Origin of the sequence: Fibrobacter sp. UWH1, assembly GCF_002210365.1 — a bacterium.
GTDB lineage: Bacteria > Fibrobacterota > Fibrobacteria > Fibrobacterales > Fibrobacteraceae > Fibrobacter.
Window position 1 is genome coordinate 18,103 of record NZ_MWQG01000010.1, and the last position, 15,226, is coordinate 33,328.

Below are 15,226 nucleotides of genomic sequence, written 5' to 3' on the forward strand. Positions count from 1 at the left end.
TTAACAACAAAAAGCACTTCGAAATTTCTCTCGAAGTGCTATGGGTGTGGCGTATACAGATTCCGCTAATTTTATTTCGTAATCTTGATCAACTGCTTTACGTTACCATCCGCACTGCGAATAATGTAGGCTCCGGGTTGCATGCCGCGAACCTGCAATTCCTCACGGACCTGGTTCAAGTCAGCCGCATTCACCTTCGTCAACATTCTGCCCTTGGCACTGAACACGTAGAAGTCCTGGGATTCTGCCACGTCCAACTTCAGCGGGTTGCGAATGGGCAGGCCTTCTTCAGTCGTATCAAAGCGGATCCAGTCAATGTTTGCGTAGGCGCCAGTAATTTCAACCTTGATCACATGCTTACCTGCGGATACCTTGCCAATCTTTCCATCGATAGTTCCGTAAGTATCCCAGTCATTGCCCTTGGGGACCTTGACCGTATCCGTTACAGCCTTACCGTCAACGTACAGCTTGAAGCCACTTCCTTCAAGGCCGCTAGCCACGTTAGCACGGAACAGATAATCATCTGCAGTCTTCACGTCTACGGTAAATTCCAGCCATTCGCCAGGCTGAGTATAGCCCACGGCATAACCAGTGCAGTTCGAGCCCTTCGCATCGCAACCGACACCAACAATATCCACTCCATCTTCGCGATAGAGGCCGCCTTCGTTTTCCATATCCACATCATGGAAGCTCAGGTCTTCACCACCCTTGTCGTAATTTTCCATCTGGATGGTGCAGGGGAAGACATGTTCAACGAATGCTTCCTGCTGAACCTCTCCGTACTCGATAGTCGGATATTTGGCGTTAATCACCTTGCTGGTTTCCAAGTTGGGGAAACCAACATTTGCCAACACGGTAGGATCTTCCATAAGACCGCGAACCGGAGAAATGCGGAACTTATGCTTGTAGGTATTCTTGGCACCAATCATGTAGGAACTGAGCGGCTTTGCGCCCCAGCTATTTGTGCCACCGAGGCCCATCTGCTGAAGGTCAACGCGGAGAGTGATTTCCTTATCGCGCTTAAGATCCCAGGGCAGCTTTACATCGGTCAGCTGTTCCGGAGTGTAATGCAAAGCATTGAATTCCATGCGGGGAGAACCCACAACCATAAGGCCCTTGCCCTGAGCGTTGGTGAGCATCATCCATTTTACATCGCTACGCTGACCGGTTTCGCCCACTTCCATGTAAGGCACAAAGAAATCGTCTACATTTGCAGAATAGATGCCGGCATAACTACCTTCACGACGGCCAACATAGTTTTCGCTGGGGCCGCGACCATACCACTGGACCTTTTCAAATCCACCCGGAATGGTGAAGAGGGTACCTACGTTAGGAATATCGGGCTGGGCGGCATCGGGAGTAAGGGTGTAGTCCACCAGGATATCGCCGCTACCGTAAATGGTGTAGCTCAAGGTCATGGTAGAATAGCCGGCGGAAATTCCCAGGTTAAAGTCAACGCGAGTTTCATTTTCGTCGACCTTGGTCACCTTGGAGCTGTTCACCTTGCGGGAGCTACCGGCCTTGCGCCAGACACCGCTAACCTTTTCCATATTGTAGCCCTTGTCGTTATCGGTAGGTGCACGCCAGAAGTTAGGCACACCACCTTGCCGAATCAATTCCAGGCCATTCAACTTGTAATTTTCAATGGTTGCATTATCCATATTGATGGTAACGGAAAAATCGCTGCCATCAATGGTTGTCTTGCCAGAACCTTCGGAAACTTTCTGCTTGGGCAGGCTAGAGTAATCCACCTGGGGAATATCACCCTGACCCAGCTGAACGGCAAACTGTTCATGAGCAATGCTGAAACCCGCATCAGCCCAGTCTTCCTTATTCTTCAACTGGAAATCAATATCCAGCATATATTCGGAACCGGCCTTCAATTCAGGCTTCTTGAAATTGATGGTCACTTCCTTCTTGGCCAAGGGAGCCACATCCAAGTCAGAGCCAGAAAGTTTACCGGTAGCGATTTCCTTGCCGTCTTCCTTCAAGGTCCAGACAGCGTTGGCGTAATCCTTCAGGTTCACGAAGTCAAAGCGGTTCTCGATTTCTACAAGTCCCTTTTCCAGAGTCTTGGCGTGAACCACTACGTTACGGTACTGGTGCTTGACTTCCCACATTTCGGGCTGCAGACTACGATCCGGGAAAACCAGGCCGTTGGCGCAGAAGTTGTCATCGTTAGGTTCATCACCCCAGAGACCGCCAAAGTTAAAGTACTTGGTTCCGTTGCGACGGAGGCCCTGGTCGATAAAGTCCCAGATGAATCCGCCGAATACGCGGGGATTATCATAGAAGGCCTTCACGTATTCCTTCAGTTCGCCTACGGAGTTACCCATGGCATGTTCGTATTCGCAAAGCATCCAGGGCTTGTTATTGTTATTGTAGGTGGCTGCAGTCCAGTCACTGCAATACATACAGCTATTCACGTCGGCGTGGTCGTTGTCGCCTTCGTAATGAACCGGGCGAGAAGCGTCAGCCTGATGGGCATATTCCTGCATGGTGCCGAAAACGTTACCCCAGCCGGCTTCGTTACCCAGGGACCAGATCAAGATAGAAGGATGGTTCTTGTCGCGCTGGATCATGGAGCTGATACGTTCCACGGAAGCGGCACGCCAGTTGTCATCGCTCTTGGGAACCTTATCGTTGGCACCATGAGTTTCCAGGTTAGTTTCGTCAATGACGTAGATGCCGTACTTGTCGCAAAGATCGTACATACGGGGGTCATTGGGATAATGAGACATACGGAGAGCATTGATATTGAACTGTTTCATCAGGAAGACATCCCTTTCCATCAGTTCATAGCTCATGGTATGACCATAATCCGGATCGATTTCGTGACGGTCCACACCGCGCAAGATCACCGGAGAATTATTCACATAGAAACGGGTAATGCCGTTGCCATCCTTCTTAAGTTCCACCTTGCGGAAACCGATGCGGTTACTTTCCACCTGCACGGTCTTGCCAGAGCCATCCTTAAGGGTCAACACAAAGGTATACAGGTTGGGAGTTTCAGAAGCCCACTTTTTGACAGAAGTAATGGTCTTGCTGAAGGAAACCTTTTCTTCTTTACCGGCGGCAACAGAAACAGTAGCCTTGTCGGTAGCCACAGCGGTACCGGCGGCATTATACACGCCCATTTCCAAAGTGTAGGAACCGGATGCAGAACCGCTAGTATTTCTTACCCAGACGCTTGCATCCAGGGTACCATCGCTGTAATTGCTAGCCAGGGACGCATTGACCTGGAAATCCTGAATGTGAGTCTTGGGAGTAGCATAGATATAGACATCGCGATGAATACCGGCCAGACGGATAAAGTCCTGGTCTTCCATCCAGGAGCCATCACACCAGCGGAACACCTGCACAGAAATATTGTTGGTACCGCTACGAAGTTTGTCTGTAATATCAAATTCGTGATCGGTGAAGGAGTTTTCGCTATAGCCCACGTACTTACCGTTCACCCAGACATAGTAGGCGGATTCCACGCCTTCGAAATGGAGACGGATACGCTTGCCGTCCCAAGCCTTGGGCACGGTAAAGTCACGACGGTAATGTCCAACGGGATTGAACTTGGTGGGAGCTTCGGGAGGGCTGATCCAGTCGTTCTTGCTCCAGGGATAAATTACATTACTGTAAATGGGATGATCGTAACCATACATCTGCCAGTTACCAGGAACCGGGATATCGTCCCACTTGGAAACATCGTAGGTATCGCCGTAGAATTCGTTGTTACGCTGAGCAGGTGCATTCACATGAAAGAACTTCCACGTGCCAGACAAGGTCTGATACCATTCAGAAGCACGACGGTCCATTTTCAGAGCTTCTTCCAAAGTGCTGTAAGGCATGGAAGTCACATGGGGTGTAAGAGTATTTACTCCGAACACCGTGGGCTTGCCATTCCATTCATTGTTAGGCTGAGCCATAACCGCTGCGGCAGAAGCCAATGCAGCACACAAAACCAATCCTTTTTTCATAAGGTCCTCGCTTTATTACCAACCAATAAAAAAATACCCCTTTTAAAGAGGTAGCGAAATATCTGTTGTGAAAATCTCATTGACAGATTGTCCAAAAGCGTCCATTATGGACAAAAAAAGTCCCAGTCCGAAGACTGAGACTTTCCCCAAAACTCCCTTTCGGAGTATCAAAAGATTTTTACTTCACCTGAACTTTCTGCATGGCATTAACGCCTACGCCACGGAGCAGGTATACACCGCGAACAAATCCTGCAGACTTCATTTCCTGCGAAATGGAAACAGCCTCGGTTGCAGACAATTCCACATTGCCAATCAGTTTGCCGTTCATGCTAAACACTTCATAAGAAGCCGGCTGAATTTTGACGAACTGAACACGAGATCCAATAGAGACTTCCTCATCATTAGATTCATTACCTATGGGAGAGCTGTCTTCAGCATCCTTGCCAGATTCAAAGTTGAAGTAGTCCACATCGAACCAGTCGCCGGTAGCGGTAAAGCGAAGAATATGCTTACCCGCAGTCAGCTTCACATTGGCCTTTGCCTTGGCGTATTCGCTGTAACTTCCTTCTTCCTTGGCGGCGGGAACTTCTACGTCAGAGGTAATATCTTCACCGTCAATAGAAAGCTTGAAGGTAGAGCCACCTGCAGATGCCACCGCAGCATACATGGTGTAATCACCATCCTTGGCCACATCCACGGTGTATTCCAGCCATTCGCCTTCCTGGATAAAGCCGATAGCGATACGGCCATCCTTCTTCTTGTAAATATCAACGCCAGTGCCATCACGGTAGTCGGAACATTCAGAAAGATCGTCTCCGGAGCAAGCATGGTTTTCGGCATCCTTGTCCATGTAGGAACTGTTACCGCGACCCACACCCGGCTTGTCGAAATTCTCGGCCTGGATCTTACCGGGAATTGCGAATGCAGCACCCAGATACGGTTCCTGAGGAACAGCGGTTGCAGAAGTTTCAAAGTACCAGTAGTCAAACTTGAAGTTGCCCGACTTAAATACGAAATACAAGTCTCCAATGCCTTCGGCACCGGTCACTTTAAAGGAGTTTTCCTGCCAATCGGTGCTTGCAGGAACCTCGATGGTAGACATCAGCGGACCAGTTGCAGAACCGGAGTGAAGTTCAATCACACCAGAGCCGCCCTTGGTGCAGACCACAATATCATCGGCACCCATGCTCATGTCCACAGAACGGACCTTAGTCCAGGAACCCGCATTCATATTGGTAAGGTAAACAGTCTTACCTTCGGTTTCAACATTCTTGATAATGGTATAACCACCGCTCTTATCTAGATTGATGCCTTCCATCCAAGCCTTGGTTTCGGCCTGTACCTTTTCGTACGGGTCCAGATTCTTGATAGGAGTCTTGACGCCTTCATCCGTCATGTGAATGGTAGGAATGGTACCATCAGCACCCCAGGTGAATTCCTCCACTGCAGAAGTACGGGAATAGCCACCTGCACCAGGAACACGGCGCTGATTATGATAGAAGAAGAAGCTACGGCCCTGGAAATCCACAATGCCGGAATGAACTGTAAATGCGGCACCCGATTCGCCGCTAGGCATAATAGTGCCCTTATACTGCCAGCCGCTAGTGGGCTTGTCACTCCAGGAATAGTCAATAGATTCAGGAACACCGCTTGCAGCGTAAATCATGTAATACTTGTTGCCGCGCTTATGGATCCACGGACCTTCGGTATACTTGCCGTTAAAGCTAGACATGTCGGTAAGTTTCACGTCGGTGGCACATTCGATCATGTTTTCCTTAAGAGGGCAATAATAAAGCTTGGGGTTACCCCAGTACAGATAAGCCTGGCCATCGTCATCAATCCATACAGTCGGATCAATGTAGTCCCAGTTGGGGCCAGCCAAGTGCTTACCATTCAAGGCATCCTTAAAGGGACCTTCCTTGGTGTCGGAAACAGCCACGTTAATGGCGCGGCCACCACGGGTTGATTCCACTGTAACGTAGTAGTAATACTTGTACTTGCCGCTGGCATCCTTACGACGGATTACCTGGGCAGCCCAGTCGCCATTCTTCTTGGCGCTGCCGTTAAAATCACCAGCTTCCAGAATCAGCGTACCCATATCGGTCCAGTTCACCATATCGGTGGTGCAGGAAACACGCCAGCCGTGCATGGTAAAGAAGGAACCACCTTCGTCGTTACCGGAATAGGAGCAAAGGGTATCGCCAAACACAACCGGAGCCGGGTCCGGGGAATAGTACGTCTGGATAATCGGATTATCAGCCATGGCAGAGGGCACGAGACCCAAGCCAAACAGGCCGAATGCGGCCGGAGCAATCCACTTCTTGAAACTCTTTTTCATACAATACCATACCCTTTTATGTTTTTTTATAAAAATATCTTTAGGAACCGCTAACCGACCAACAGAAAGAAGAAATCCCATTGACAAGTTGTCAATGGGATAACAATGTTTCATTCTTTAAAAAACTACTTCACTTTCATGCGGAAGGCGGATCCGTTGGGTGCCTTCACCATGTAGATGCCGGCATCATGAATCATGGCACGGGCGGCATTCTGAGCTTCGCGGGCGGAATTTGCATTCACGTAGCCCATGAGGCGGCCCTGAGCGGTATACACCTTGTAGGCACCAACGCTGTTCAAATCCAAGCTGATTCCGTAATTCACCGACTTGATACCCATGGCGTTCAGTTCTTCTTCGGTCAGAGCGAACTTGATCCAGTCCAGGTTGCCGTATGTACCGGTAATGGCCACACGGAGCACATGTTCACCCTTAGTCAGTTTCGCCGTCTTACCATCGATGGTATCGTAGGTCACCCAGTCTTCGCCCTGGGGGATCGCAATGGTATCGGTAATGGCCTTGCCATCCATGAACAGGCGGAAACTTGCCATATCCAGGCCGCTAGCCACATTGGCACGGAACAGGTATTCGCCATCCTCAGCCACGTTCACGGTGTATTCCAGCCATTCGCCAGGATTGGTGTAACCAATGGCATAGCCCTTGCAATCTTCGGTATTCAAGGTGTCGGAGCAGCCATAGCCCACAACGTCTACGCCATCTTCGCGGTATACGTTACCTTCGTTGATGAAATCCTTGTCGCTGAAGGAAACGCTCTGACCGCCTTCATCGTAGTTTTCGAGCTGGATTACGCCCGGGATAGCTGCGGCCACGCCACCAAAAGGAGCCTGGGGCACCGTATTGGAGAAATCGGGCAGCGGAATTTCCGTGATTTCCTTGATGTACTTGAAATCCTTTTCGATACCGGCATTGTCAGCAGTATTCTGGTTCCAGTAATCACCGGTCTGGTTAATTGTATTGGTTCCTGCCTGGTTCTGGCCTACACCACCCTGGGCATTCTTGAACACGTTTTCCTTGATGGTAAAGCCGCTGGTACCTTCATCCAGGTAGATGGGCACATTCCAGTAGTCAGCCCACTTGGAAGTGGTGTTATCGTGAATATAGTTGTACTGGATTTCACCACCAACACCCTGGTTAGACAAAGTGTAAATCGGACCTGCGTCGCAAAGCAGACGAGCGATATGGTGAATCTCGTTCCAGTTAATATGGTTATTGGTCATGGCCGTTTCTTTCTTGGTCCAGCCGAAACCAATAGAAATGCCGGAGTAGTTCGTATAGGAAATTTCGTTATGGACAATTTCCACAAAGCGGGGGTAACCAGCGCCAATACCAACAGCACCCTGATGTTCCGTAGTCACGTTATTGACCAAGTTGTTCTTGATGGTATCGCGGGTGCTGATTTCTTCCTTATCGGTAGGATTGTAGGCTTCGTGAATTTCAGTGAGGGAGTCCTGGGCAAACTTACCGATCATGATACCAGCAGCGCCAATATCGAAGAAGGCGTTGCCCTGGATCATATCGTCATTGGTACCGCTAACAAAATCAAGTGCCGTTGCGGCAATCTGGGAGAAAACGTTTCCCTGGACCTTGAAATGATGGGCATTTTCTACGCGGAATGCGGCATCCGGACGCCACAGCAGGAACTTATTGCTGTTCAAATTTTCCCAGTTTCCGCGACCCGGGTCAGCCAAGACATCGATATTGAAGTTTGCGGCCTGCAGATCCAGGAAGCCTTCATCGCTGGGGCGCAGGTAATTGGAATGGCCGAAGTACAGGCCTTCGAATGCCATGTAGCCCACCTTGTTCTTGGTATCCTTACCCAGAACGTTAAACAGGGTATTGACACGGGGAGCCACAACAACTGCAGAGCCCATATTTTCGCCTTCGCGGGCCTTGTAGTAAAGCACATGTTCCTTTTCGTCCAGGAACCATTCACCCGGGGCGTCAATAAAATCGTAGGAGTTTTCGAGATAGAAAGCCTGCTGCTTGGGCGGATTGCTGGCAAAGGCGGTACCCAGCATAGGGTAGGCGCGGTGGAAGAGGCGGGTACGTTCCGGATCCTTGGGAATCAACTTGGAAGTACCACCGTTATTCTGAATCTTTTCCAGACGGAGGATATTTTCGGACCAGGCAATCATCAAGTGGATTTCCACATTGTCCGCATCCTTGATCATCTTTACATCGTCGGTAGAAACATCAAAAGCGCGGCCAGCGGAGTCCACCTTGGTCAGGCGCCTAAAATCATGGTCCATGTCGTTGACCATGTTGGGGTAGCAAGCGCGAACGGCCTTCTTGTTGTTCACATACAGCTGGCGGAAACGGCCATCTACGTTTTCGGCCTTCCAGATGTTATTCTTTTCGTCATGGATAGTCCAGCCGGTAATGGGCATACCACCGGTAATCAGGGGCTTTTCGCCATCGGCAGCCTTATAACGGACGTAATAGCCGTTCTGACCGCCATCAGCCTCGGTAAAGTTCACGGTGTTGGTCAGCTGGTAGGTACCTTCCCGGAGAATGACCTCGATATCGCCGGTCATGGAGCCGTTGATAGCACGAACCGCCTTCTGGGCAGCCGTAATCGTCTTAAAAGGGGCGTCCTTGGTACCCTTCGCGGCATCACTGCCATCGGGAGCCACATAAAAGGTAGCCTGAGTCGCAGCCTGAGCCAGGCCAAAGATAGATGCGCAAGCCAGAACTGCGCCACCAAAAACATGCTTAAAAGCCATACTTCCTCGCTTTTTCCGTTACCACACGGATATACCAACCACATCCTAAAAGATATTTCTATGCAGGAAAAAAAGAATTGCCCCTACAAAACATCCCATGGACAAGTTGTCAACACTCCAAGTCAGGCGATTTACGCGTCAAAAACTAGACCAAAAACATATTTTTTTATTAATTTGATTAAATTTTACCAAATAACTTAATTTCGTATAAAATATTACTATATTATGGACAACTCCAAACTTGAATGACAAGTTTCGTTGTTATCCTCCTAACCCCCTACAAGTCCCGGCATATGCTGGGGCTTGTTTTTTTTTAAATGTTTAAGAATTTTTATAAATGCAGACTTTTTGATAAACAGTCCAAGAGTAAAATTTCCGAAACAAGAACTTAAAACGCCTATTCCAAATAGAATTACTATCCGTTTGTACACTCAAAAGTGTGTAAATTTTTTCTTTGTTATAGTTTGCTTAGACATCCCCACGTTCACCCCTACCCCGTAGCATTTCCGTCACATTTTTGTTTTCAAAAAAAAGTTTGCGACCAAGGGCCCTATTTCTAAATTTCGCCTTGTCCGCATAAAAATCTCAAAAATCTCTGAGGTCAACCTTGAGTCTCAAGAATTTTTTCGGGCGTGTCTTAGGAGTGTGTATTATTAGTCTAGCCGCATCTGCTGTTTTTACGGCAGGTGCTTTTGCTGCAGGCTCCACCTACAAGATTTCCGCCACCGCCACAGAATACAACGTCAAGAATAATGGTTTCCTAGGTTCCACCAACTATTCCAACGAAGGGGTCAGACTTATCTTTGTCGCACCCACCACAGGCACCTATACCATCAATTTCCAGACCGACGCCCCCGACAAAGAGTTTAAGATCATAAAGACAGACTCGTCCTACAACGCCAACTTTTTAACCACCTACTTCTATTCCACCTTCAAGGACTCTGTGGCGGTAAATGCTGGCGACAGCCTCTTCTACAAGGTGAACAACTACTGGTACGCCGATACGCTGGAAAACTTCAAAGTCAGCTACAGCACCCTTACGGCCACCACAAAAAATTTGACCGTCACTTCAGCGTCGAAAAATTGCTACACCAGCGGCTCCTCCGGCAAAGTGGTCGTCGGCACAAAGCAGACTTTTTTCGGATACGGGAAAGAGGGGTACCGCCCCGCCGGTTGGAAATACACTTCCGATTCCCTTCGCGCATACGATAACATCACCTATAAGTTTAGCGCCTATTTCTACGGGAACACAAAGCTGGAACTCCAGTGCGAACCCGGCAAAATTTACGACATCACCACCAAGCGTACAGGCTACGACACCGACCGCGATTTTTATGACGTCAAGCCAGAAAACGGCATATGGTTCCGCTACGTCTTCCCAGACACGAACCTCCACGTGATCAAGGGCAGCCCCAAGAGCAGGACCCATTATTTCTACTCATACGAAAACGATTCCACCTTCACGACCTCAAAAGGGAACAGAAGCCTCTACCGCTATTCCTTCGTCCCAGTCAAGGGCAAGAAGGGAGACTCCTGGTATTTCAAAGACAAGCAATCATACTACGATTACAAGGATTCCCTCTTCATCCAGGCAATGGACGCCGCCATTGTCACCACCCAGGGCAAGACCAGGCCCGACACCGTCGGAATCAACGACACCCTTTCTGTATCGGTAAGCGTCAAGGCAGACTCCCAACTGGTCAACTGGTACGTCATATCGGGCAAAGGAACTTTCGCAGACTCCTCCCTCAAAAGTACCCTATTCATACCTTCTACGGCCCAGGCTACTATTGGTTACAAGTTGAAACTGGGCGAGATGTACACCCTGACAAGTAAGCCGACCTCTTACAGCACCCCTAAAAACGGATCCGCCACTAAAGACGGTTATTACGGCATACGATTCAAGTTCGTCGCCACAGATTCCAGCAATTATACAATCTCGTACAACACCCAAAATACCATACACATACTTTCTTATCAGGACGACAGCCTGTTTTCTCGCAGCAAGAGCAGCACCTACAATTATAACGGCAACGGCCATGCCTTTACCGCCGAAAAGGGGAAAACCTACTACTTCTTGCTGGACCAATATTCAGACCCGGCCGAGACAATAAACGTAAGCGTACAGAAAGCGCTGAAGGTGGATGCAGACATCGACTCCACGCAAGGATACATCTACATCTCCGGCAACCAGAAAAATTACGACTACTCCCACATCAAGGGAGACTCTCTCAGCCTATCCGCTTACAGCCGCAACGACTACATATTCTCCAAGTGGGAAGTGACAAGCGGGCAATGCTCCGTTCTCGACCCCAAGAAAGCTAGCACAAAACTGGTCATCAACAGCGATTGCCGCATAAAGGCCGTCTATAGGCTGGGCCAGGTCTATCCCATCATCGCAACGCCCGTTTCGTACGACTTTAACGATCACAGCTTCAGCAACGCTTCATACAACAAGGAAGTCCGTCTCAAGTTCGTAGCCCCAAAGGCAGGAAAGTACACCATCGCCATATCACGCCCTGTCGTAGATTACAGCGAAAGAGCCCTACAAATCACCCGATACAAATCTTCAGCATTCAGTACTGCAGACACCTTATTCAGCTACGTATCAAGCATCCTGATAGACACACTGAACATGAACGCAGGAGATTCCATTTTCTACTCAGTGAAATCTTATTACAGCAACTATCAGGACGATCCCTTCTGGATCAGCTATTCCCAGAATACAGCCTCCCTGACGATCATCACAGATTCCTTGGGAACAGCCTCCCCCAGCGGTTATTCATCGGCCTACACAAACGTGGCCTATCCCATCCGAATTTCTTCTTCCAAACACAACCGGTTTGACCACTGGAGAGTCATCAAGGGAAAGGCAACCATCAAAGATTCCCTAAGTAACGGAACCGTGGTCATTATCAGGGATTCCTCCACAATCAAGGCTGTATTCAAGAAAGGCGTCTTCAAGACCTTGTCTACAGTCAAGAAGCATTACGACTTCTATAAGGACTTCTACAGCGAAAGTCTCCGTACTTCCGTCTTGTTCAAGTGGACTCCCACAGACACCTTAAAGCACATGCTGGGTATCACGTTTGATTCGACTACGTCATACACCATCAATCACTGGGGAACCGATTCCACCTTGAGCAACTCTACGCGATCCTGGGTTGCAGTTGGCAACACTTTCCAAGCCCAAGTTTCAGGAACACCCGGAGTCCCCCTCTATTTTGAAGTTAAGCTGAGCAGCGCATACGGATTCAAAAACCCGGGTTTCACCATCAGCGAACAGACTCCCGTCACCGTTATCGTTTCAGAATCAAGTAACGGCAGAGTCTTCCCTAAAAACGAAATCATAACTTACCCCGGCTTTGACACCTCCTTGACCGCGATTCCCTATGGCGGCTACAAATTCAAGTCCTGGGAACTGGTAACCGGAACAGCCACTTTCGCAAGCAAGGATTCCGCCACCACGAGAATCAAGCCCACTTCCAGACAATGCACCATCCGCCCGAATTTCGAGCTGGACTCCAGTACGGTTACCGCCGTAAGCATCCTGGACATCAACTTGAACGAACATCCGGGCGTTTGCGTTTCCGTATCGGCAAGCGACAGTAAAACAGGGAACCCCATCCAGAACTTGTCCGCAGAAAACTTCGAAATCTTCCAGGATGGCAAAAGTGTTCCCACCCAGGTTTCCACTATGGAGCAGGTGGGAGGCGTTTCCGTGGCCCTGGTCGTTGATGAAAGCGGATCTATGTCGGGAACAAGAATTACCGAAGCCAAGGAATCCATCCGTCAATTCATCTCGGATATGGGCCAATACGATAGAACGGCAATCGTAGGCTTCTCTGGCGGAAGCAATTACAAGGTCCACCAGACCATGACATCGGATAAGGAATTGCTGATGAATGCCGTTGACCGGCTTACAGCATCCGGCGGGACCAACATCAAGACCGGAGCCTATTACGGCGTAGAACAGGTCTTTGGCGAAACCAACCCAACGGCAGTCATCATTTTCTCTGACGGCGATAACGGATCCGAAACCATTTCCAGCGACGAAGTAATCGATTACGCCAAAAGTCTAAATACCACCATCTATTCTGTAGGCATCGGCGGCAACTACGAAGTTCCCCTGAAAGAATTGGCAGAAGCTACTGGAGGCACCTACACTAACGCACCTACCGCAGGACAATTGGCTTCCATCTATTCCGAAGTCAGAACCTCCGTACAGACCCGATACGTTGTCTGTTACCGAAGCCCCGATATGATTCTTGACGGAGACGTCCATACCGTTTCAGTGAACGTCAAATTCCTGGAAAACGCCTCTCAGGAAACCGCCACCTGGAGTGAAGATTTTACGCCACCCATTATCCGTCTAACGGACTCCACCAAGGCCCTCATCGGCAAAAAGCAAGCCGCAGGCGACTCCATTGTTATCGAGGCTCGCATTACCACCAAGAGCGACGTGGACTACGCCCGAATCTACTTGCGTCATGCAGGCATCCCCCAAGGATCCTTCAGCCCTTATGACATGGAAAATGTTTCTGGCAACTTGTGGCGTTTTGTGGTTAGCGACTCCATGGCCGTGGCTCCGGGAATCGACTTCTACATCATAGCCGCTGACACGACAGGTCTAATGGGCCGCGGCCCTAATGTCAGCAACCCCGCCGCGCAACCCTACACCATTCCCATTGACAACCAGGCACCTTCCGTTTTCATGGTTTACAACTGCGCAGACACTTCTAACGGAAAGGCAACCTTCTCCTTTAACATCCTGGACAACGACGGCATTTACGAAGCCAGACTGTTCTACAAGAATTCCGACATGGTTGTCTTCAACGGCAAAGCCCTCAGTCACCTGGCCGGCGAAAACCGTTGGTCTGTAAAAATTCCGTCAAGTTTATTCCAAGGTGATAGCGTTGAATTCTACCTGAGAGCCACTGACAAGGCTGGCGTTACCACCCGCTGGAAAACCTTCAGGAATTCATTCATCAACGCCTGCGAAGAACCTATTGAAGAGGAAGAGGATATCCCCGAAGAAGATTCCACCCGTGTAGCGGACAAGGCCGAAATATATGATTTGAATCTGGATGGTACCGCAGACTTTATAAAGATCCGTTTCCAGGAAAAGCTTCTGAAAAAGATCGCCGGCATCGACACCTTGTTCTGGAATAGCCCCGATGGAGATTGGCGAAGCGTTACCCAGAACAACGTGGAAATTTCAAGCGATTCCCTTTGGATTACAGCCAATTTGGAGCCCTTCAAATATGGCCTTACCAGCGCAAAGAATTCACCCTACCTGAGAATCCTTCACAAGAAAAGGGGCAAGACGCAGAAACTGAAAATCAGGGACAAGATTGGCGCAGTTGTTGTCAGCGCCCAGAAGCGCCCCGGCGAATTCGCCATAAACAACGATATGGGCGGAATCAACGAAATCTACCCCGACACATTAATCGTCAAACTGTCAGAACCTATCGAAGTAAAAGAAACGACCTCTTCCAAGAAATCAAAAAAATCTGAAGATAGGGAACCTTGGCAAAAACTGTTCCGATATTCAGAAAAATGCGAAGATACAGTTTCCCACCCCATCAATCTGCTGAGCATTCCGAAAAAGGATTCATCGGGGTTGGTGTGGACCTTACTTCTGAAAGACCGCGTCGTAAACGTAGGCAACTGCATCATCACAGACCATCAGGCCCCTTATCAGGATGAAGCAGGAAACGCTATGGGCCGCGGAGGCGTAGAGGCTACCGGCACCGACATCGCCACCTATCTTTACAAGATCAGGAGCAACCCCTCTGTCAGCGGCTTAGGCCAACCTGTCGAATGGATTCCCGACGGTCAGGACGAATGGGAAACTCAACCCGATTCTATTTCTAGCGTAGAGGTATGGACAATCGCCCCCTATAAGGTCTCTGTCACCATTTACGATGGAATGGCCCAGGTGCTTGCCACCTTCAACCAGGAATTCGGCTCAAACGGCGAAATGGAAATGGAAAGCCGCAGTAGCAGCGAGCACCGTTACAAGGTTGGATTCATCAGCTGGAACCAGCGTTCGTCAGAAGGACGACTCGCCGGAACCGGAGTCTACACCTGGAGAATCCTGTTCAGATTCGAAGACGGGCATTCCGAACTCCGAGTCTTGAATACAGGCATCAAGCGCAAACAGAAATAAAAAA

At 49.3% G+C, this 15,226-nt stretch carries 4 protein-coding genes; 1 reads left to right on the plus strand and 3 read right to left on the minus strand.

Annotation, left to right across the window (positions count from 1 at the left end):
• Window positions 1–71 precede the first annotated feature (71 nt).
• From B7992_RS06345 to B7992_RS06355, 3 genes are all read right to left on the minus strand, one after another.
• Window positions 72–3,971 (minus strand): glycoside hydrolase family 2 TIM barrel-domain containing protein, encoded by a 3,900-nt coding sequence (locus B7992_RS06345; RefSeq protein WP_088665822.1) that lies wholly within the window; start codon window positions 3,969–3,971, stop codon window positions 72–74.
• A gap of 178 nt (window positions 3,972–4,149) precedes the next feature.
• Window positions 4,150–6,309: a carbohydrate-binding protein gene (locus B7992_RS06350; protein ID WP_073161115.1), complete on the minus strand. Its 2,160-nt coding sequence runs from the start codon at window positions 6,307–6,309 to the stop codon at window positions 4,150–4,152.
• Window positions 6,310–6,434: 125 nt separating this feature from the next.
• A complete protein-coding gene (locus B7992_RS06355) occupies window positions 6,435–9,050 on the minus strand; it encodes a carbohydrate-binding protein (protein WP_088665823.1) in 2,616 nt (871 codons plus the stop codon).
• A 643-nt stretch (window positions 9,051–9,693) separates the two neighbouring features.
• Here B7992_RS06355 and B7992_RS06360 point away from each other — a divergent pair.
• Entirely contained in the window at window positions 9,694–15,222 is a 5,529-nt protein-coding gene (locus B7992_RS06360) for a VWA domain-containing protein (RefSeq protein WP_088665824.1), read from the plus strand.
• Window positions 15,223–15,226 lie beyond the last annotated feature (4 nt).

Bases quoted from the DNA above. Each gene is read 5' to 3' on its own strand.
- B7992_RS06345 (WP_088665822.1), bottom strand. From the start codon at position 3,971: ATGAAAAAAGGATTGGTTTTGTGTGCTGCATTGGCTTCTGCCGCAGCG.
- B7992_RS06350 (WP_073161115.1), bottom strand. From the start codon at position 6,309: ATGAAAAAGAGTTTCAAGAAGTGGATTGCTCCGGCCGCATTCGGCCTG.
- B7992_RS06355 (WP_088665823.1), bottom strand. From the start codon at position 9,050: ATGGCTTTTAAGCATGTTTTTGGTGGCGCAGTTCTGGCTTGCGCATCT.